General features: G+C 40.5%; 16 protein-coding genes. 2 read left to right on the top strand and 14 right to left on the bottom strand.

All coding sequences use genetic code 11. The features are described from left to right. Positions 1-24 precede the first annotated feature (24 nt). From hslU to lspA, 9 genes are all read right to left on the bottom strand, one after another. Complete coding sequence (gene hslU / locus HMPREF9703_RS05265; RefSeq protein ID WP_004636182.1) at positions 25-1,470, bottom strand: ATP-dependent protease ATPase subunit HslU; 1,446 nt, start codon at positions 1,468-1,470, stop codon at positions 25-27. Positions 1,471-1,482: 12 nt separating this feature from the next. Further along, entirely contained in the window at positions 1,483-2,010 is a 528-nt protein-coding gene (hslV, locus tag HMPREF9703_RS05270) for an HslVU peptidase proteolytic subunit (RefSeq protein WP_004636183.1), read from the bottom strand. A gap of 47 nt (positions 2,011-2,057) precedes the next feature. Next, positions 2,058-2,960 (bottom strand): tyrosine recombinase XerC, encoded by a 903-nt coding sequence (xerC, locus tag HMPREF9703_RS05275; protein WP_004636184.1) that lies wholly within the window; start codon positions 2,958-2,960, stop codon positions 2,058-2,060. 179 nt (positions 2,961-3,139) lie between these two features. Further along, positions 3,140-5,206, bottom strand: coding sequence for a type I DNA topoisomerase (topA, locus tag HMPREF9703_RS05280; RefSeq protein ID WP_004636185.1), 2,067 nt, complete (start codon positions 5,204-5,206; stop codon positions 3,140-3,142). A gap of 87 nt (positions 5,207-5,293) precedes the next feature. Next, the gene (gene dprA, locus HMPREF9703_RS05285; protein WP_004636186.1) at positions 5,294-6,163 is read right to left on the bottom strand and encodes a DNA-processing protein DprA; all 870 of its coding nucleotides are present in this window, start codon (positions 6,161-6,163) and stop codon (positions 5,294-5,296) included. A gap of 271 nt (positions 6,164-6,434) precedes the next feature. After that, complete coding sequence (locus HMPREF9703_RS05290) at positions 6,435-6,920, bottom strand: hypothetical protein (protein WP_004636187.1); 486 nt, start codon at positions 6,918-6,920, stop codon at positions 6,435-6,437. Between the two features lie 133 nt (positions 6,921-7,053). Further along, a complete protein-coding gene (gene rplS, locus HMPREF9703_RS05295; protein WP_004636188.1) occupies positions 7,054-7,416 on the bottom strand; it encodes a 50S ribosomal protein L19 in 363 nt (120 codons plus the stop codon). Positions 7,417-7,539: 123 nt separating this feature from the next. Next, entirely contained in the window at positions 7,540-8,451 is a 912-nt protein-coding gene (locus HMPREF9703_RS05300) for an RluA family pseudouridine synthase (RefSeq protein WP_004636189.1), read from the bottom strand. Further along, positions 8,451-8,918: a signal peptidase II gene (lspA, locus tag HMPREF9703_RS05305; RefSeq protein ID WP_004636190.1), complete on the bottom strand. Its 468-nt coding sequence runs from the start codon at positions 8,916-8,918 to the stop codon at positions 8,451-8,453. Before lspA ends, HMPREF9703_RS05300 begins: the two co-directional genes overlap by 1 nt. 124 nt (positions 8,919-9,042) lie before the next feature. Here lspA and HMPREF9703_RS09235 point away from each other — a divergent pair, with 124 nt between their 5' ends. Beyond that, on the top strand, positions 9,043-10,374 hold the full coding sequence (locus tag HMPREF9703_RS09235) for a polysaccharide deacetylase family protein (RefSeq protein ID WP_004636191.1): 1,332 nt from the start codon (positions 9,043-9,045) through the stop codon (positions 10,372-10,374). Next, the gene (locus HMPREF9703_RS05315) at positions 10,375-11,646 is read left to right on the top strand and encodes a putative glycoside hydrolase (protein ID WP_004636192.1); all 1,272 of its coding nucleotides are present in this window, start codon (positions 10,375-10,377) and stop codon (positions 11,644-11,646) included. It begins immediately after the preceding gene. A 55-nt stretch (positions 11,647-11,701) separates the two neighbouring features. On the opposite strand, the gene addA is transcribed toward HMPREF9703_RS05315, so the two are convergent. Genes addA through HMPREF9703_RS05340 form a run of 5 tightly spaced genes read right to left on the bottom strand, consistent with a single transcriptional unit; the run spans position 11,702 to position 22,143 of the window. Further along, a complete protein-coding gene (addA, locus tag HMPREF9703_RS05320; protein ID WP_218914819.1) occupies positions 11,702-15,484 on the bottom strand; it encodes a helicase-exonuclease AddAB subunit AddA in 3,783 nt (1,260 codons plus the stop codon). After that, positions 15,465-19,028: a PD-(D/E)XK nuclease family protein gene (locus HMPREF9703_RS05325; protein WP_004636194.1), complete on the bottom strand. Its 3,564-nt coding sequence runs from the start codon at positions 19,026-19,028 to the stop codon at positions 15,465-15,467. The genes addA and HMPREF9703_RS05325 overlap by 20 nt, the downstream gene beginning before the upstream one ends. A gap of 58 nt (positions 19,029-19,086) precedes the next feature. Further along, the gene (gene pepT, locus HMPREF9703_RS05330) at positions 19,087-20,310 is read right to left on the bottom strand and encodes a peptidase T (RefSeq protein ID WP_004636195.1); all 1,224 of its coding nucleotides are present in this window, start codon (positions 20,308-20,310) and stop codon (positions 19,087-19,089) included. A gap of 22 nt (positions 20,311-20,332) precedes the next feature. Beyond that, positions 20,333-21,451: a Nif3-like dinuclear metal center hexameric protein gene (locus HMPREF9703_RS05335; protein WP_004636196.1), complete on the bottom strand. Its 1,119-nt coding sequence runs from the start codon at positions 21,449-21,451 to the stop codon at positions 20,333-20,335. Beyond that, positions 21,448-22,143, bottom strand: coding sequence for a tRNA (adenine(22)-N(1))-methyltransferase (locus HMPREF9703_RS05340; protein ID WP_004636197.1), 696 nt, complete (start codon positions 22,141-22,143; stop codon positions 21,448-21,450). Before HMPREF9703_RS05340 ends, HMPREF9703_RS05335 begins: the two co-directional genes overlap by 4 nt. Positions 22,144-22,177 lie beyond the last annotated feature (34 nt).

Genomic DNA, 22,177 nt, shown 5'->3' on the forward strand with positions numbered 1-22,177 from the left:
AACGGTTTATTTTTTGGAATTAGATTATAAAATATAACGGCTAAGGTCTGTGTTTGTCGCAATTTCACCGATTTTTTCATCAACATATTTCTCGGTGATTTTTACTTCTCCACTTTGCATGCTTGGTGATTCGAATAAGAGTTCTTCTAAGAGTTTTTCGACAATGGTGTGCAGGCGACGTGCTCCGATATTATCTGTATTTTCATTCACTTCGAAGGCAATTTCAGCAATTCGTTCAATCGATTCCATCGTAAAGATCACATCAACATTCTCAGTACCGATTAATGCTTTGTATTGTTCAATCAAGGCATTTTTCGGTTCAGTTAGAATTTGGACAAAATTGTCTTTTGTTAAGTCATTTAACTCCACACGAATTGGAAAGCGTCCTTGTAATTCAGGAATTAAATCACTTGGTTTAGACATATGGAAGGCCCCTGAACCGATAAATAGGACGTGATCTGTTTTTAACGTTCCGTATTTTGTCCGTACAGTTGATCCTTCGACAATTGGCAGAATATCTCGTTGAACACCTTCACGCGAAACTTGGCCGTTGCCGCCTCCTTGCTGCTCACGGACAGTAATTTTGTCGATTTCATCAAGGAAGATAATTCCGTTATTTTCAGCTAACTGAATCGCTTCAGAATTAATGTCTTCCGTATTAATTAACTTATCGGCTTCCTCATCAGTGAAGATATCAACGGCTTCTTTGACTGTGACGGTCCGTTTGACTTTTTTCTGTGGGCCTAAGCTACCTAAACTGGATAAGTCAATCCCCATTTGTTCCATTTGTTGGCTCATTGGGTTATTTGGTGTTTGTTTTTTCTCTTCAACCATGATATCCACTTCACGTGAATCGAGTACACCGCGTTCAATTTGATTTACTAAATCTTTTCGTTTAGTGGCAATTTCTTCTGAGACGTCTTCTTCTACGTCTGGTGCGCCCCCACCAAATAGGTTAGCCATCTGTTGTTGCGGGTTACCTCCTGCACCTTGGAATAGACTCGCAAATGGGTTCTGGGCTTGTTGAGCATTTGTATCTTTCTTACTTGGAGCAAGCGCTTTAGCTACACGTTTGATAGCTTGTTGTTGTGCTTTTCCACGGACTTCTTGTCGTTTTTGTTCTCGGACAAGGTGAACCGCATTTTCAACCAAATCTCGTACCATCGATTCAACATCGCGTCCGACATAACCGACCTCAGTGAATTTTGTAGCCTCTAATTTAACAAACGGTGCATTCACAATATCAGCTAAACGTCGTGCTATTTCAGTTTTTCCGACTCCAGTAGGGCCAATCATTAAGATATTTTTAGGAGTAATTTCTTTTTGCATATCTGCTGATAGTTGTAGACGGCGATAACGATTTCTTAAAGCAATGGCGACAGCTTTTTTAGCATCGTCTTGACCAACAATATAACGATCTAGGCGTTCGACAATATCTTTCGGGGTTAAATTTAATTCAGTTGTATTCATTCTAACATCTCCTTACAATGTTTCCGTAATAACGTTGTGGTTAGTGTACACACAAATATCAGCTGCAGCATGTAAGCCCTCTGCTGTCATCTCTGAAGCTGACAAAGTATTTCCGGCATGTTTTTTCAACATACGAGCTGCTGATAGAGCAAAATTCCCACCTGAACCAATGCTGAGTATCCCATCATCTGGAGAAATCACTTCCCCATTACCGGATACTAAGAGCATTTCGTCTTTATTCATTACAATGAGCAAGGCTTCCAGATTTTTCATCATCTTATCTGTGCGCCATTCTTTCGCTAACTCAACAGCTGCACGTTGCAAGTTTCCCCCATGCTCATTCAAGTAACCCTCAAACTTCTCTTCTAAAGTGATGGCGTCTGATACAGAACCAGCAAAGCCAACTAAAACTTCACCGTTATGAATTTTTCGAACTTTACGGGCTGATCCTTTCATCATTACTTTTTCACCAAGTGTCACTTGTCCATCGCCAGACATTGCACTCTGTCCATTATGTTGAATTGCTAATATCGTTGTCATGTAATCTCTCCTTAGTCGTTCTTTTTAATCGTGCATCGTATATATATTTATTGTTTTGCTCGAGGATGAAATTTATTATAGTGCTGTTGTAAGCGTTCTTTACTGACGTGAGTATAAATCTGTGTTGAAGATAAACTTTCATGTCCGAGCAACTCTTGAACTGTCCGCATATCAGCCCCATTGTTTAACATATGTGTTGCAAAGGTATGGCGCAACATATGCGGCGTAATATTTGTTGTTAGACTTGAGGTTTTAATAATTTTATTCAGGACATACGTAATACCTTCCGCTGTAATCTGTCGTCCCCGGTGACTAATAAACACATATGGGTGATCCTGATTATAGCGGCTCATTATAACTGATCGACAAGCTTCGAGATACGTTTTTAAGGCTTGATGTGCCGGCGTACCAAAAGGAATATAACGCTCCTTATTCCCCTTACCCCGGACTAACATCACTTCCATTTCGAAGTCAATATCAGATAGTTTCAAATTTCGACACTCATTAACGCGCATACCTGTACCGTACAGCACTTCTAGCAAAGCTTGGTTCCGATAATCCAGTGGTTCACCACCTGCTGCAGCCGCAAAAAGTGCTACCATCTCTTCATTATAGAAAAACTTTGGCAATTTTGCTGAGCCTTTCTTTAGATCAATCGATAAGAATGGATTATCAGCAATTTCGTCTTGTGCTAATAAAAAATGGTAAAATGAGCGTAAACTTGATATTTTACGAGCAATTGATGATCGATTGTAGCCGTCATCTGTCAGTTTCCCTAAATAAATTCGGGCATCTGTGCTTGTGATTTTTCTCAAGTCACTATCTCCCGTAGCTCCCAAAAATGCCTGAAATTGTTCAATATCATCTAGATAAGCTTGCTTCGTTAATGCAGAATAATGGCGTTCGTACGTTAAATAATTACCGAATTGGTGTATTAATTGCTCATTCACGCTCAAACTACCTCCTCGTTACCACTATACATTTTAACACAATTCCGTTTAAATTTATAATTATTCACTTTGAACCTTGTGTTTCAAGAGTTGTCTATTAAAAATGAAGGTACGTATAAAAAAACACTAGTTAAATGATTGAATCACTTAGCTAGTGTTGGAATTATTGAAAAGTCTGATTAGCGTTGTTCTTCTTCTTGGTAATCACAATTTGAACACTTAACTTGAGTTTTCGTACGTGTTCTTTTTTCGACTAAAAAGCTATCACATTTTGGACAGTTTCGGGCAAGTGGTTTATCCCAAGAGGTAAATTCACAGTCAGGATAACGTTCGCAGCCAAAGAAAATACGTCCTTTTTTAGATTTGCGTTGAACCACTTCTCCTTCACCACAGTCAGGACACGTAACGCCTACCTTCTTCAGAATCGGCTTGGTATTTCGGCAATCTGGAAAATTCGAGCAAGCATAAAATTTCCCGTAACGGCCCATTTTAATAACCATTTCGTGCCCACATCTTTCACAATCAAAGCCAGCCGGTTCATCCTGAATCTCGACTTCTTCCATTTCTTCCTCAGCTTTATCGACTTCTTCCTTGAATCCTTGATAGAATTTGTCGATGACATCGATCCATTCATTTTTTCCTTCTTCAATACTATCTAAATCAACTTCTAAATCCGCTGTAAAGTTAATGTCCACAATATCTGGGAAAAATTCAACAATAATTTCATTGACGATTTCGCCCAATTCAGTCGGCTCAAATCGTTTCTGCGTTAGAGTAACGTAATAGCGCTTTTGAATAGTAGCGAGGGTTGGTGCATAGGTTGATGGACGACCGACACCGTTTTCTTCCAAGGTTTTAATGAGAGTAGCTTCACTATAACGAGCAGGGGGTTGAGTGAAGTGTTGGTTGGGTTCTAGTTTATCTAATTTTACGGATTCCCCTTCAGACATATCTGGTAACATATTATCTTTAGTTGAGGAGTCCCGATAGACCTTCTGATATCCTTGGAATTTTATTTTAGAACCGTTAGCGCGGAATGTCACGCCGTTTTGGCTAATATCAACACGCATCGTATCGTACACAGCTGGTTTCATCTGACTAGCTACAAAGCGCGACCAAATGAGATTATATAATTTGTATTGATCTTTTGTTAAATGCTTTTCGATAGCTTCTGGTTCACGCATAACACTGGTGGGACGAATCGCTTCGTGGGCATCTTGAGCACCGCTACTGTTTTTAACATTTGATTTTTTTCTAGCAGCATAAGATGCGCCGTATTCATCATGAATATAGTTGGTCGCTTCTGCTTTTGCTACATCAGAGATTCGCTTCGAATCAGTACGCATATACGTAATTAATCCGATCGGCGCACCCCCACCCAGTTTAATCCCTTCGTACAATTGCTGAGCAACCATCATTGTTTTACTCGTTCGGAAATTTAGTTTATTAGCTGCTTCTTGTTGCAAGCTACTGGTTGTAAATGGTGGCTGTGGGTTACGTCGGCGCTCTTTACGATTCACTTTATCGATATTGAACGGCTGATCTTCATCAATTTTGGCAATGACTTCCTGTACTGCCTCATTATTTGGTAGGTCTTTTTTCTTGCCATTCAATCGGAAAAATTTTGCTTCAAATTTGGAACGAGATTTTTTGAACTTCGCTTCAATTGACCAGTATTCTTCAGGTTCAAACTTGCGAATTTCATCTTCACGATCACATATCATTTTCAGCGCAATTGATTGTACACGACCAGCACTCAAGCCTCGCTTCACTTTTTTCCATAAAAGTGGACTAATCTTATACCCAACAATCCGATCTAAAATACGTCGTGCTTGTTGTGAATCAATTAAATCGGCGTTGAGTTTTTTCGGTTGTTTGAACGCATTTTTGACCGCATCTTTGGTAATTTCATTGAAGACCACACGATTTTCCGCTTCTGGATCTAACTTCAAGGCATGACTTAAGTGCCATGCAATCGCTTCTCCTTCACGGTCTGGGTCGGCTGCGAGATAAACTTTTTCCGCTTTTTTCGCATAGCGACGCAAATCTTGCAGAACCGGTCCTTTTCCACGAATCGTAATGTAATCGGGTTCATATTCGTTATCGAAATCAACGCCCATTCGACTTTTAGGTAAATCACGTACATGTCCTTTACTCGCAACTACCTTATAATTGCGACCAAGATATTTTTCAATTGTCTTTGCTTTTGCCGGTGACTCTACAATCACCAAATATTTAAAGGCCAAATCAAAGATCCCCTTTCTTCATTCATCTAGTCGCTACTTATCATAGGTAAAATGCAGACACTTTGTCAACTATTTTTTATTAACTGTTTAATAAAGTTCCCACTGACTTAAAATATCATCAGATTGTGTGACCGGAATAGCGCCTAATTTGATTAAATTATTCGTGCCAGTTGAATAAGCATTATCGATAGCGCCAGGAATAGCGAAGACATCTCGCCCTTCTTCTAAAGCTCGATTGGCTGTAATGAGACTCCCACTTCGCTGCTTCGCCTCAACAACTAATACCCCGCGGCTTAATCCCGATATAATCCGATTGCGATCTGGGAAGTGATGTTTGTCTGCTTTCGTCTGCGGTGGATATTCGCTAATCAGTAAATGATCTTGGGCAATATATTTTTGTAGCGATCGATTTTCAGCTGGATAATAGTGGTGAATTCCTGTTCCGATCACAGCTATGGTTGTCCCACCCTGTTTAACCGTTATTTTATGAGCAAGGGCATCAATCCCACGTGCTAGCCCACTAACAATCCCGATATTGTGCGATGCAATCTTAGGAATAATAGACTGAACAGCCTCCTTGCCGTAATTAGAATGACGTCTTGAGCCAACTACACCAAGTAATTGGCCCTTTGTCAACTCCCAATCTCCCTTATAATACAACAATAACGGTGGTGCATAAATATGGCGCAACATCGGCGGATAACGATCCTCCAAGATTGTCACTACCTCGATATTCATCTTCTCTAACCTATTTAAATGAGCACCTAAGTTAAACGCTTCTAACTGCTCAGAAATTAATTGTCGCTTCCCTGACGATATCCGTACACGATCAACCCAATCGAAGCCCAGCATCTCTGCATACTCAGGAAATGCCTCGACAAAAAAACGTCCTTTCTCTCGTGGCTTGACTGACAGACAATGAGCTAACGTAAATAAGGTATGTAATTCCGACTGCATAAAATTTCCCCCTTCATCTCTCTACTGTATAAATACACATAAAAGAGGGAATTTCGTCTCTACAATTATTTTCCCCAAAAACTTAACTTTTGGATAATCTATATCATCATAAAATTATTCATATCCATTCGAGAATCATCTATTAGTTAAAAAATTAAGTGGCTTACCCTGGTTACTTAACCAGAAATAAACCACTTAACTACGTGTTACTATCAAAACTCCAACTTTTGGATATTCATCATTATCAAGTAGGAGCTTGCCTCATTATTTATTAGTTATCGCGTTGGCTTAAGTCAAGCCCACTAATTTTTTGAAGCTCTGGGAATAGAGCGCGTAAAATACGACCACCGTAAACAAAGGTATCAACTAACGGACGAACATCTTCGCCGGTAATACCTAAGTTTCGCATATGAAGTTCACCATCTTGATTAACAGCGAAGTGGTAGTATCCTGAACGTACAGTATTTAGTTCATTTAATTTTTCTAGAATTTGTGGCATTTTATTACGATCACTGACATATCCGATACGGTTGTACGTAATTTGGTAATTTACTCGGTCGCTTGCAGCATCGTGAATAATAACTGAGCAAGGAATGACTTTTTCGTCATTTAATTGCATACCTGTTTGGAAGACGGCTTGCTTTTGTTCGATCTCTTTTCCATCTTTGGTCTTGATTGGGCGGTTAAGCACCTGATCTTTAAACCCAATACTACGATCGGATGCCACCTGTTTGAACTTATCTGTAATTAAACTCATATTATTCCTCCATTAATACTATTTTATTTCGCTATCTCCATTATAAATCATAATCTCCAAAATCTAAAATGATAACTCTTTATTAGACGACAAAAGAGCCTCCTGCCTAAACAGAAAGCTCTTTTCTTAAGAATTATGCTTTTGCTTCTTTTCTGATTTTCTCACGAATACGCGCTGCTTTACCAGTTAAGTTACGTAAGTAGTACAATTTAGCACGACGTACGTGACCTTGGCGAACAACTTCAATCTTCGCAACACGTGGTGAATGTACAGGGAAAGTACGTTCAACACCAACACCGCTTGAAATTTTGCGAACAGTGTATGTTTCGCTAATTCCTTGACCACGGCGTTTGATGACAACACCTTCGAATAACTGAATACGTTCGCGCTCTCCTTCTACAATTCGAGCGTGAACACGTACAGTATCTCCTGGACGAAAATCAGGAATATCGTTACGTAATTGTTCTTGTGTGATCGCTTCAATTAATGGGTTCATTCTTTCTACTCCTCTCGCGCAATTATCATGGGTGCATACGTCCTAGCGGATAATTGCATGATTACGGTGGTCCCCCACCAATTACATATACTATCATATTTTCTTCTCAATGTAAAGAATTTTTTACGATTTTTCCAATTCAGCAATTGTCTGGGTGAAAATATCCGGCAATGGACAGTTAAACTCCATATACTCTTCTGTTCTAGGATGAATGAAGCCGAGTGTTGCTGCATGTAAAAATTGCCCATTCCCCGCTAACGTCTTGCTCGGACCATACTCGGGATCACCCGCCATAGGGAAATTAATGTATTTCAAGTGCACGCGAATTTGATGTGTTCGTCCGGTTTCAAGTTGGCATGCAATCAGGGTATAATCTTCTTTAAAGCGCTGCAGGACATTAAAATGCGTAATAGCTTCTTTACCGTCATCCACTACGGCATACTTTTTCCGGTCATGCGGGTCACGGCCAATTGGGGCATCAATCGTTGCTTTCTCATGAGGAATACGTCCATGTACAAGTGCAATATACTCTCGTTTGGAGGTTTTCTCTTTTAGCTGTGCTGATAAGTGATGATGGGCCTGGTCATTTTTAGCCACCATCAATAGTCCGGATGTATCTTTATCAATCCGATGCACGATACCAGGTCTAATTTTTCCGTTAATACCGGATAAGTTATCTAGATGATACAATAAGGCATTCACTAAGGTCCCATCTGGATGCCCTAGTGCCGGATGAACAACCATGCCTTGGGGTTTGTTTACTACAGCGATATCTTCATCTTCATAAACAATTTCAAGCGGTATATTTTGTGGTTTAGCTTCTATTTCTTCTGGTTCAGGAATCGTTATCTTCACCTGATCCCCACTAGCTACTTTATATTTATTCAGTTGTTTTTCTCCATTTACCAACACAGCACCTTCTGCGATTAACTGCTGAATCTGATTCCGCGAGACCTCAGCGATTAAATTGCTTAACACCTTATCCAGTCGTCCGCGTTCTTGATCAATGGTAAGTTCAATCTGTTGTTTATTCATTAGGATCCCTTAACTTTCTTCTTTACAAGTTCATCATAGACAATATAACCAATTAAAATAATTACGCCAATGGTTAGCGCCATATCTGCCACGTTGAAAATGGGAAAATTGATAAATTCTAAACGAATCATATCGATAACATATTTTAAATGCAACCGATCAATAAAATTTCCAATCGCTCCGCCCATAATAAAAGCAATACCTGTACTAGCAATCGGAGACCTTTTCCCTTCTGTGTGCAAAAAGTAAATAAGTGCGCCCACGACGACAACAGTAATCACATAAAAGAAAATCATTTGATCTTCTAGGATACTCCAAGCCGCCCCGCTATTGCGAATATAGGTTAACGATAATACATTTGGAATCACAGGAACAACTTCTCCCAAGGCAATTTCTTGCACAGTTAAATATTTGCTCAACTGATCCAATCCAATCAATATCATAGCAATAATATAATAAATAATCATTTTCTGACCTCTTTTCGTTTACTTTCTATCTTACAGCAATTTTGATAAATTTTCTATTTAAACTACAATTTTCTCTCAAAAACTGTTATAGTGAGTATAGGACTTATTTATGGAGGAGATCTGAATGAGAAAAAAATCAGTAGTTACATTAGCCAGTGTCGCCTTGTTGCTAGCTGCCTGCTCAGGGCCATCATTGGAAGAACAGATACAATCTACAGAAGAAACAATTAACCAAACTGCTTCAACATTTAATCAATTATTCGAAAAAGAACAGACAATGATGGAGATTTATGAGGCCGAACTAGAAACGGATGCCACACTAGAAAATTTCAACAATGGATCGGGAGCACTCCACGACAACTTAACACAACGTCAAGAATTGATTGAATCCATCCAAGACCATAATAATGACTTCGAACAAGCGGTCAATTATTTTACTAATTATGAAGGAGAAGATTTATCATCTGAGGTAGCCAATCAATTTGCTGAGCAGTTATCAACCTTACACACCCAAATTGTATCTTATAATGATTTGTACTTACAAGCAATTAATCAACAGCGTCAATATTTTAACTCATTTGCTGAAGAAGATATGGATTACGAGCATTTATCATACGGAGTCGAGGTGATTAATGAGACACATGAACGACTCTATACACAAGCTCAAGAGATTAATGAGCAACTCGAAGCTACTGTTGAACAGTTAGATACCCTCCAACATCAGGAAGCGATTGAGCCCGAAGCTGACAATACAGCTGCTAATGAAGGAGAATCTGCTGCACATGATGGAGCTACTGACAAAGCTACTGCTGAACCTAAATATGTCTTAAACGAGGACTTATGGACGATTGAGCCAATTGAAGACAGCACCGAATCTCAAGTTGCTTTACTGACAATTGACGACGCTCCGTATGGTAATGCTCTTGATATGGCCGAAACGATGCAAGAAAAAGGTGTATCGGCTATTTTCTTTGTCAATGGCATGTATCTTGATGAAGATGGCCGTCAAGTTATTCAAACACTACACGATATGGGCTTTGAGATTGGGAATCACACCCAAAATCATCCAAATTTATCTGAGTTAACAATCGAACAACAGCGTAATGAAATTGTTGAGACCAATGACATCATCGAAGAGACAATTGGTATACGTCCACGGTTCTTCCGAGCGCCATTTGGTGTGATGAATGCAGACACCTATACTGTTCTCGATGAAGAAGGTATGACGGCGATGAACTGGACATACGGTTACGATTGGGAAGAACAGTACCAAAATCCTGAAAGCTTAACCAATATTATGGTTAATGCCCCTGAATTAAACCATGGCGCTAACCTTCTCATGCATGATCGCACCTGGACGCGCGATGCCTTAGGTGATATTATTGACGGTTTAGCAGAAAAAGGTTATTCATTCGTTAACCCGAGTGAACTGACCGCACGTAAGGAGACTGAATAAATGAAATCAATTAAAAAAACATGGCCTCTATTAACGGCACTCCTCTTTATTAGTTCCCCTGTTTTAGCACAACAAGCTAATGAAGAACCCGTTGAAATCAAAGACCGGACACCTGTCGAAGATATGCAAGCCCGCAGAGATGGCTTACTTAATGTCTATACGGAATCCCTTATTCGTTTGCCGAAGCGAATCCCTCAAGATTTAGTCTATGACTCTGGTGTGGATATTCCTTATCCCGAAGATGGTGTGAAAGGTATCTTTGTTCCCGGACATAGCGCTTCAGATGAGACAACACTAAATAATTTAGTGGACTTCATCTCTTCTACTGATCTGAACTCAATTGTTATCGATGTGAAAGAAGATTACGGTAATATTGTCCTGGATATCGAAGCAGACGGTGAATTCGAAGAATATATTAATAATGCCCTTGTCGCTGATAATGATCCAGCTGAAATTTTAAGTTTACTAGACGAACACGATATTTATCCGATTGCTCGGGTCGTTACCTTCAAAGATACCATGCTTGCTACAGAACGACCTGATCTCTCCTTCCGTGAAGCAGATGGATCAGTTTGGAAAAATGGCAACGGAGAAGCCTTCGTCAATCCCTATGAAAAAGAAGTTTGGGAATACACACTTGATATTGCCAAGAAAGCAGCTCGTCTAGGCTTTAAAGATATCCAATTTGATTATGTTCGCTTTCCAGAAGGGTTTGAAGTCTTTGATGAGACACTCACTTACAGTCGCGGTGACTATGAAGATTCTGATTTAACTGCCGGCGAACAACGTATGTCAGCGGTTAATGATTTCGTTAAGTATGCTCGCGAAGAACTTAGACCATTTGGCGTCGAAACGTCAGTCGATGTCTTTGGATATGCAGCATTCATTCGTGAAGCACCAGGTATTGGTCAGAGTTTCTTAGGCATTTCTGAACATGTGGACAGTATTTCAGCGATGATTTATCCAAGTCACTGGGGCCCGGGGAACTTCAACGTACCAAAGCCTGACTTAGAACCATACGATACAATTGATGGCTATATGGAACTTGAAAATGAATTGCTGGCTGAGTTAGAAGAAAATGCTCCGCGCTCTCGTCCATGGATTCAAGACTTTACAGCTAGCTACTTAGGGGCTGGCAACTTTAAAGAGTATCAAGCTGAGGATGTTACTGCCCAAATTCAAGCCCTCTATGACAATGGTGTTGAAGAATACTTGATTTGGAATGCAACTGGTGATTACTCTCGAGATGCTAAGTTTAAAATAACAGAATAATATAGTTAGCCTCCCTACCCTATATAACGGTAAGGAGGCTTTTTAAGTCGTTTATTTAAATTAAGTCAATCGCTTCTACTAAGTCAAGTGAGATGATAACCGCTCGCACAACGGGTTTATTCAAGGTAACTTCCAGGGCTTGTTTGTATAAGTTTAGCTGACCGCTGTATTTTTGTCGTAATTCGGCTTTTGCTTTTTGTTCACCGAGATAGCTGATTCGATCAGTCTTGTAGTCGTATAGGACGATCCCTTCTTCCGTTTCAAAATAGCCATCCACAATTCCGTGAATCAATACATAATCATCGACTGCATCAATTTGTTCGAAAATATCACGGGCAGCCATCAACAGCGAGAATGGTTTTTCTGTCTGGAGTCGGTCACCTTGTTGCAATAACTCCTGGCCAAAATCAGTTTGGAAAAATTGGACAATAGATTGAATCGGCACTTGCTTAGTCGTAGTGGCATCTAATTGATGATTATCTGCCAATTGCGTTAACTGTGCCAATACAGTCTCTAGTGTTATCTCGTTAGTTAAGTCCATTGACTGGAGAAGTAAATGCGTCACTTGCCCGATATCGCTTGCAGTCGGTTGCGACTTACGTGCTTGTATAAAGCTCGGATCTGCTAGTTCATCTTGAACATAGCGATTAATCGATGGCTTCTGTGCTGAGATATCTAACTTAACCATTTGCCCATCTTCGGGGACTTCGAATAATCGCTTCAATTCTGAGACCGATTGATAACTGGTTGTCTCAGTGGAGGATTGATGCGTATAGGGTGTCATCATTCGATCGATCGCCTGTTGGATGGTTGAATCATGCAACGATACCTGGGTTAGTTCGACCGGTTGTTCTTTGTGCTTCACTTCTTCAACAGGTTGGCTAAGTAAATCCTGTTCATTTTTGAACGTGATATCAAAGTTAGCCGCAAACTGTTCGATGGTGTGGTTGCCTGATTTATCAAGTGGCGCTTCTAGGAGTTCGTGGTTATTGAAGGAACGATGACGGATTAAACAATAGCCAATCCAGTCTAAGAAAGTTGTTTGTCCTGTTGTCCGTAAATAATCGGGCAGAATCAAGTCTTCGTGTCGTCGTGCTTGCTGCCAAGTTTCAATGGCTTTTTCTTTTGTTTTGTAGCTCCCCACTAAGAATAATTTTTGTTCCGCCCGGGTCAAAGCCACATAAAGTACTCGCATTTGTTCAGAGAGTAATTGGTTTTTCTTCCGAATGCTGAGCCCTTGATTCATCCAGGTTGGGTATCTTATATGTTGAGTAACATCGATATAATCGGTCCCGAATCCGAATGATTGCTCTAAGGTATAGGCGCCTTGTGCATCAGAAATATTATGTCGCCGTGCTAAATTACAGACAAATACAGCGGGAAATTCGAGTCCTTTGCTCCCATGAATCGTCATCACCCGAACGGCATTGTCTTCATCGGTAATATGTGACGCTTCGGCCAAGTCTTTATCTTGTGCTTTCATTTTTTTAACAAAGCGAATAAAGTGAAATAACCCTCTAAAACTGGATGCTTCATAAACAGCAGCACGCTCATATAAGGCATGTAAATTAGCTTTTCGTTGTGAGCCGGCAGGTAACCCTCCTACATAGTTTAAAAAGCCTGTATCGTCATAAATACGCCAAATCAGCTCAGTTAATGGATGGTCTCTTGCAAAATCCCGCCACGCGATTAATTGATTCAAAAATTCTTGGCAAGTCTTAGCTTCCGGCTGTTCATCCAGCTCAGCAAATTGCTTCAATGCATCGAAGTAGGATACATTTTTGTTTGCGATCCGAATCTGAGCTAACGCTTCCTCATCCAGACCCACAATCGGCGAGCGCAATACGGCGGCTAATGGAATATCTTGGCGTGGATTATCAATAACTTTCAGCAGTGACATCATCAAGAGGAGTTCCGTTGTTTGGAAATAATTTTCTGTCTGATTAAGTGCTACAGGAATATTGAATGCTTGGCAGGTTTCTTGAAGTAATAAGTTGTGACTCTTGGTTGGTGTTAGAATTGCGATATCTCGGTATTTAATCGGTCGCATTGTCTGTAATTCCTTATCATAAATAAGAAACTCTTCTTCAATGAGTTCTTGAATACGGCTAGCAACCAGCTTGAACTCCCCTTCAGCGCTCGTACGAATCGCTTCCTCGCTTGTCGCATCTTCTCCGTCTTGTTCATAAATTAATAGTTCAGGTTGCATCTCCTCACTCATCGGAAAGTCTGCCATGCCTTGAACAAGCGCCGCTGATTCATCATAGGTCATCTCCCCAACTGTCTCATCCATCAGTTGCATAAAAATCAAGTTAACAAAGGAAATAACCGCTTCATTCGACCGAAAATTTTCGGCTAAAATAATACTGGTTCCTGATTGCTTGTTCTCTGCTTGATATGACTGATATTTTTCTAAAAACAACGACGGATCCGCCTGACGAAACCCATAAATCGACTGTTTCACATCTCCTACCATAAATCGATTCCCCGGTGTTTCTTCAGCTAAAAACGTTAGAATCGTTTCTTGTAATTTGTTAATATCTTGATATTCATCAATCATGACTTCCGCAAAAAATTCACGATAATACCGTGAAGCCTCAGTTGCCATGAGATTCCCATCCATATCCTCTGTTGCCAAAATTTGGAGTGTTAATTGTTCCAAATCGTTAAAGTCTAAAGCATTAATCTCAGCTTTTCGTTCTGAATAAGCCGCACTAAAATCAAGTGTCACTTGGGTTAACGTTTGGATAATTGGTTCGAGTTGCTTCATCTGATCAAGTTGCATGGTGAGTGGTACAGCGAAGAACTGTTCATGAATAGCTGTCACACGGTCACGAATTTGATCGAAAATATCTTTCACGACTTGTAATGCTTCATACATCTCTTCGTCCGAATCTTTGCGTGGGCCGCCTCTTTTAGCTGGAAACTGAAAATCACGTAATGTGACTTCAAGTGCCTCTAGTTGATGCGTGCTCAACTGTATGTTTACTTGTTCTAAAACGTCTTGAATCGGCTCAAATTTTGTCATAAATTTACTAAATGATTTATTCTCTTGGTAAGCTGCACCGATCGCTTGAGCTTGTTCTAATAAGGTCAAGAGGTGATCAATATCACTGGCTATTTTTGGTGCGATAATGTGTTGGTAAATAGGCGACTCTACTAGTTGATCCACTTGATAGAGTGCCGGTAAATTCGCCAACCACCCCTTAGGAGATGGATTCGCTACACTGAACTCATACAGTTCAATAATAAGAGACTTCAGTGCATCGAGCGACCGATCAGAGGCATACATCCGCACCAACGTATGAAACGATTCCTGTTCCGACTCAAACCACTCTTCCAAAACCTCTTCCAGGACATCTTCTTTTAACAACATCCGCTCTGTATCAACTGCTAGCAAACGAAAAACCGGATCCATATCAATTAAGTAATAAAAGCGTCGAATGACCTTCAGACAAAATGAATGCAACGTTGAAATATGCGCTTGTGTTACTTTCGAAATTTGGCGCGATAAATGTTGTTTGCTGGCTTGTGTCAATTGACGATCTTCTGCCGTGCCCGCTTGATTAACTTCCTTGCGCAGTGCTCGAGCAATACGATCTTTCATCTCTTTCGCTGCTGCTTCTGTGAATGTTACGACGAGCAGTTCATCAATATTGACCCCCATCTTCACATGTTCAATGACTCGCTTAACGAGCACAGAGGTCTTCCCGGAACCTGCACTCGCAGATACTAAAATATCTTCTCCTGTATCATAGATGGCTTGCCATTGCCCATCCGTTTCCCGGGCATTTGCCGGTTTTAGTGGAATGGCTCGTTTAGCTAATTGACTCATCATTGTCATCTCCTTGTAGCTGCTCATAAATAGTTTGTAGCTTTTGAATATATTCCTCTTTTGATAAATTCTCTAAATAGCGATAATTATTCTCTGGTAGCAAGGCATCAAATAGCGAAATACTATGAAACTTCCCACCCGGAGCACTGTCAGCATATTGATCTTTATAAGGGCGCAACTCAATTTGACCGGAAATAATCGCTTTTCCTGCTTGTTGAATGAGCGATCGGTTATGTTGGAACATTAATTTTAATTCAGTTGGTGTTATTATTTTGGACCGCTTAGACGGTGTGCCATCCGCATTTAACTTAATCGGATAAATGAGTGAACCGACTTTCGGTGCCAATGTCTGTTCAAATTGTCCAAACACATCCGGATAATTGACAATAAGTCCATCGTATTTAAACGCCTTCAACCATGCCTCTTCAGCCGATTGATTAAGCAAGTCTGTATAGTTCAGCCACGGAGAATAGACATGCGCATAAAAAGCACTCATTGGTCGATGCGCCTGGCCGAATAATGCTTGCGAGTGCGTGAGTGCCACATCAAAATATGTTAGCATCTGAAGCATTAACCCCGCCTCTAATTGGCTGTAATCCAATGATTTACGGCTTGATTTATAATCCACCACTTGCAAGTGATGTTGATCTTCTACCACCATTTGATCGATTCGATCAATTTTCCCCCGTACATGCAGGGTATGTTGCGGTGATAAGTCGAAGCTCAACCCAGGTATACCCGTCTGTGACCCTAAGCGTCCGAAGAGCACTTCTGTCTTGGACGGGCGCATGGCACTTCGTCTAAATTGCTCTTGCATCACCAATAATTGTTCACTTACAGTTTCTTGAAGCATTCGAGCGATAAAAGCCAACTGATGCGTTGTTGTTAATATTTTGTACCGAGATTTTGTCAGTAAGTCTTGGACAATCCCGTCTGCTAATTCATGAATTTTTGTTCCAGGTAATTCTGTTATATCCAGCCCCTCTGTAATCACATAGCTAATTAATTGATCTAGTATATCATGGTAAAAACTGCCCGATTCAGCCGGAGTAAGCTCTAATGTATCCCGCTCACGCAATTTCAATCCATATTGCAAGAAGTGACTATACGGATCTTTAAAATATTGTTCCAACTGTGAAATAGATAGATGCATGTCTGTCCCATATAGTTGTTCAGCTAGAGTAGAACTAATATTTTTAGGTACATTTTTGTATGATAAACTTGTCAATAATCGTTCTTGTGCTGGGCTTAAAGAGCGCATCATATAGCGGTACAGACCGGACCAGAACGGATTAAGCGGTTGCTGATGATCACGAGTGATACGAATCGCTTGAATCAACTTGCCTAAAGTGGACTGAAATCCACCAATTAATGGTAATACAGCTGAAGCGTGTTCTTGACGAAGTGACTCTTCAATTAATGGTAATCTATTCACTGTTACACTCGGGAAATAGTCCACAATTCGCTGTACATACGGACTTAGATAATGATCATTCCCGCTATCTCTTTTCTGGCTATAGGTCATAATTAATTGTTCACTGGCTGCATTGAACATCCGATATGCTGCAAATGGTTCCCCTGCCAGTAGTGCCGCAGTCGAAGGCATCAAGTATTGTTGATCTCCTAACTCCTCAGCAATCATCTCTCGGTCCTCATCCGTTAAAATAGAGGATTGTTCGGCCGTCACAGGCAAAGCCTCCTCATTCACTCCCAATAAGAATACGATTTTATGGCGTAAGACACGTGAAAAGGTAAATGGAGAGACGGTTACTTGATCTAATGTCGGTGGTACTGAACTGTAAGTCCCCTGTTCAAACCCCGTCTCAAAAATAGCTAAACATCCCTCCACTGCCCATAGTTGTTCACCTAATATCTCGACAAATTCATCCAACAAATTGATAAACACATTCCACATTTGTTCATGTTTACGGGAATGATCAAGTTGGCCGTTTTCAATATCGCGATCGCGCCAAGTCAGTAACTGCTCTTTAATCCCTTGCTTAACTAAAAAGTTATATAGCGCCTGCACTGCTTCCAGATTTGTCTCAGCCTTATCAAAGGCATCAAACAACGGTAGGAGTGCCTCTCGAATAATATTTTTCACCGTATTGGCAGTCTCTTCCAACTGTTGATCATAATCAAGGGGTTCGCTTATCTCATCTAAGTCAAATCGCGCATACTGCCACGGCTCATCGCGTAACCAATAAGCTCCTTCATACCCATACGCTAACATCACATTCTCCATGACATCAACCATCTGACGCCAATCCTGGTCTGAATAATTAGCTGGCACGAACAGTTCCGTCTTCAACAGACTCATCATATCTTCATAACGAAAATGTCGCTTATACAAGCGTAATAATGCGTTTAAAAACAAGGCAAAGGGATGATCCGCCATCGATTCCCGTTCATTCATAAAATATGGAATCCCTTCCTGCTGAAATATTGGCTGTAGCACATCTTTATACGCATCCACATCACGTGCCGTCACTAAAATATCTCGATATCGAAAATCTCTCAAACGTGTTAAATCACGAATAGTGGCGGCAATATACTCAACTTCCGCCTGCTTTGTGGTTGCTTGCACCACTTGAATTGCTTCATCTGTTGAGGGAATTGTTGATTTTTGCGGTAAACTCTGCCCGTTTTGGGAGTTAACCCAAAAGCGTTCTAAGGCGATCAACGGTGGCGTAATTGTTTCATCCACATCATCGAGCAAGATATTTTCGACCGGAATCATACCCCATTCTGGTGTTTTTACTAAATTAAAAATTGTGTGATACGTCATTCCCGACTGATAGAATAAGTCAAAATTGCCCGGGCGCTCGTTTAACATATACGGTCGATCTAAGGTTAAGGCAAGATAAACATGCTGACAATGAGCAATTAGGGTAAGAACGAGCTCTAGCTCTTGTGCTGAGAAGGTTTCTAGTTGATTAATGATAATGACTGTCTTCGATAAATCGCGTTGCTTTAACTCCGCAATTAACAGTCGCAAGACATCTTCTTTTTCCAAATATTTACCATCTAGTGCGTCTAAGAATTTCTCATAAATTAGAGATAAATCATGTAACTTTTGAGTTAAATCCTGCGCATCCATCTGATTATTTATATTACGCAGACTTTGGGGATCAATCTTGCCTCCACGAAATTCCAGCAACATTTGCAGAACTTTTTGGACAAATCCTTCAAAATGACTTTCTCCACGAAAAATGGTTAAGTCTTCTTCAATATCACGAATAATATGCTTCACTAACATACTTAATCCAGTCTCTGATAGGCGCGTCTGACTGAATGTTCCCGTTTGTTGCAGGAGATGCCAAGCTAGACGATTAAAACTGTACACTTGTAAATCAATCATACCACTTTGAGACTGATCTTTATTGAAATATTTTAACATAGCTACTTCCGACTCAAACTTCAAATGATCTGGAATTAAATAATAGACCGTCTCTACGTCATCCTGTTGTAACTGTTGTTGAGCTAAATCATATAAATACGATTCTTTCTGACTGGTTGCTCGGCCTAAGACAAAGGTTAATGCCATGTTCTCACTCCTTAAAAAAACAGGGCGACTTGATTGATCGCCCCGTCAATATTCTTTTTTATTTAACAGCTAATTCAGCAATTTTTACAATTGTATCGACTGCTTTTTCCATACTTTGAACCGATACATACTCATAACGGCCGTGGAAATTCTCTCCACCTGCAAAGATATTTGGTGTCGGTAAGCCCATAAATGAAATCTTACTCCCGTCAGTTCCTCCACGAATAGGCTCAATAATCGGCTTAATATCAAGAGATAACATCGCATTTTGAGCTAATTCAACTGGGCGCATATCTTGTTCGATAATTTCAGCCATATTGTAATACTGATCATGTAATTCAATGGTAATTGGATCAACAGCGTAACGCTCATTCAACTCTCGAGCGATCGTCTCAGCTAATTGCTTGCGTTGGTTAAACTTATCGCGCGAATGATCGCGAATAATGTACTCAGCTTCGGCTTCTTCCACTGTTCCGTTCACTGACATTAAGTGGAAAAATCCTTGGCGCTCATCTGTTTTTTCCGGTACATCTTCAGCCGGTAGCTTAGCATGGAAGTCATGGGCAAGTTGCAAAGCATTGATCATGGTATCTTTCGCTGTTCCGGGATGGACATTTTTACCTTGAATAGATAGTTTTAATCCCGCAGCGTTGAAACTTTCATATTGCAGTTCACCGACCGGGCCCCCATCCATCGTGTAAGCGAAGTCTGCAGCAAAATGTTCCACATCAAAATGATCGGCTCCACGACCAATCTCTTCATCAGGTCCAAATGCCACACGAATTTTACCATGTTTAATTTCTGGATGATCAATCAGGTGTTCTACAGCACTTAAAATTTCTACAATCCCTGACTTATCATCTGACCCAAGCAGTGTTGTTCCATCAGTTGTAATTAAGGTCTGGCCTACATAATTTTTCAAGTTAGGAAAATCTTCTGGTGATAGAGTAAACTGATCATTCAACTGAATAGCTTCCCCATCGTAATCTTCATGAACTTGGGGCTGAATATTTTCTGAAGCAAAATCAGCCGTATCAATGTGGGCAATAAATCCAATGGTCGGTACTTCTTGTTCTGTATTAGCTGGTAAAGTAGCGGTCACAAATCCATTCGCTTCATTGTAGTGAATCTCACTTAAGCCAATAGCTTCCAAATCTGGTATTAAGACTTCTTTCGCAAATGTAACTTGGCGTTCTGTTGAAGGAATAGTTTCACTATTCACATCTGAACGCGTATTCACCTTGACATATTTTAAAAATCGATCAACTAAATGGTTGTACATTAAAATCACTCCTCTTTATTTTTTATTGCTTACTAATATATTGAAACATATCACTCTGACTGGTTGCTTCATGTATCTTAATCGACCAATTCTGCTCTTGGCTAAATGTTTCTAACTTCTCCGCTAAGCGGGGAACAATGATATGTTCTGTGTAATGACCCATATCGATAAAATCTAAACCGGCTCGCATCATATCTTGCGCTGTATGATAACTAATATCTCCCGTAATATAGAGGGTGGCTCCTTTCTGCTTAGCTGCTTCAAAACTACTACTGCCTGCTCCACCAAAAATAGCCACTCGCTCATGCACGCGGGTCTCATCGTGGGTGCCATAGCGTACACCTGATACGTCGAACGTCTTCATAATATGCTGGGCTAATTCAGGAGTTGATTTACCGACTGTACCAACACGACCATAACCATATGCCTGCCCATTGCTCTGGACTTGGACCACATTATAGACCGGTTCTTCATACGGATGAGCGCCACGTAAAGCCTGCAAGACGGTCGATAATTCTGACTCATTGACTAAAAATTCAAGGCGACTCTCGGCTGTTTGCTCGGCTTCTCCCACTGTACCAATCGCTGGATCAGCTCCAGCTGTTGGAGTAAAATGCCCCGTGCCACTGCTCTCATAATACACATCCGTATAATGCTCGGAAAAAGTGATGTGTTCTAAAATAGCCTCTACCACTGTCTGTTTCTCCGCTTCTGGCACAAAAACAGTTAACTGATATTGCACTTCTTGTCGAGTTACAGTCACAATTTCTCTATTCGAGCTCATTTCAATCGCATCTGCCAGCCAATCATTGACTCCTCCAGTTGCTGCATCCAGATTGGTATGCGCTGCATATAATGCAATATCATGCTTAATTAAGTCGATATACTGTTGGCGTCGCGGATCTTCACCATTTAACGTTTGTAACTTATTGAAGATGGGGGGATGATGGGTCACAATCAAGTCAATCTCTTGATCAATCGCTTCCTGCAGTGTATCCTGATCTAAATCTAATGCCACCATCACCTTACTAACCCTCTGATCCTTTGTGCTAAATATTAACCCAATTGGATCCCAATCTTCCGCTAAGTGGGGAGGTGCAAATTGTTCAATTTGTGATATAATATCGCCTACCGTTGTCACGACTGAATCATCTCCTTAATGCGTTGTTGTTGCTGTTTAATTGCTGCTATTTTGTTCGTTGTGTCACCTGATGCTTTCATCAATTGCTCTAAGATATGATCTAGTTTATCATACTCACCTTGCCATTTTTGTTTGAAGATAGCTGATTGCTCTTGTAACAAAAACTTGCCAAACATTTGTTCATCTTCACTTAACTGAATAGGCGAATCAGCTGGTTCAGCGACAATAATTTCATAAATTTGTCCTTGTTCTTCTAAGATCTCTTCAGCAATAATCTGGTAATTAATCGATGTTAAGAAGCTCCTTAATACAGATTCTCCCACATTTGGCTGCAAAATTAAGCGTTCTGTCTGATTAAACCGACCTGAATGTAGCCCACGCTCAAGAATGTCACTAATTAACCTTCCCCCCATGCCACATATTGTAATCGTATCAATCTGATCAGAACGATCAATCACATCTAACCCATCACCTAATCTAACGGCAATCAAGTTGCTTAATCCCGCTCGCTGTACTTCATCAACTGCATTGTCATAGGGTCCCTTGACCACTTCACCGGCTACCCCGAATACCAGCTGACCATTTTGAGCTAACCAAATTGGCAGATGCGCATGGTCCGATCCAATATCAGCCAATCTTGCTTCTTTATTTACATACTGAGCAACCGCCCATAAACGCTTGGATAATTTCATATTGTCACTCCAAATTTAATGTTATATCTATTAT

This window comes from Dolosigranulum pigrum ATCC 51524 (assembly GCF_000245815.1).
Lineage (GTDB): Bacteria > Bacillota > Bacilli > Lactobacillales > Carnobacteriaceae_A > Dolosigranulum > Dolosigranulum pigrum.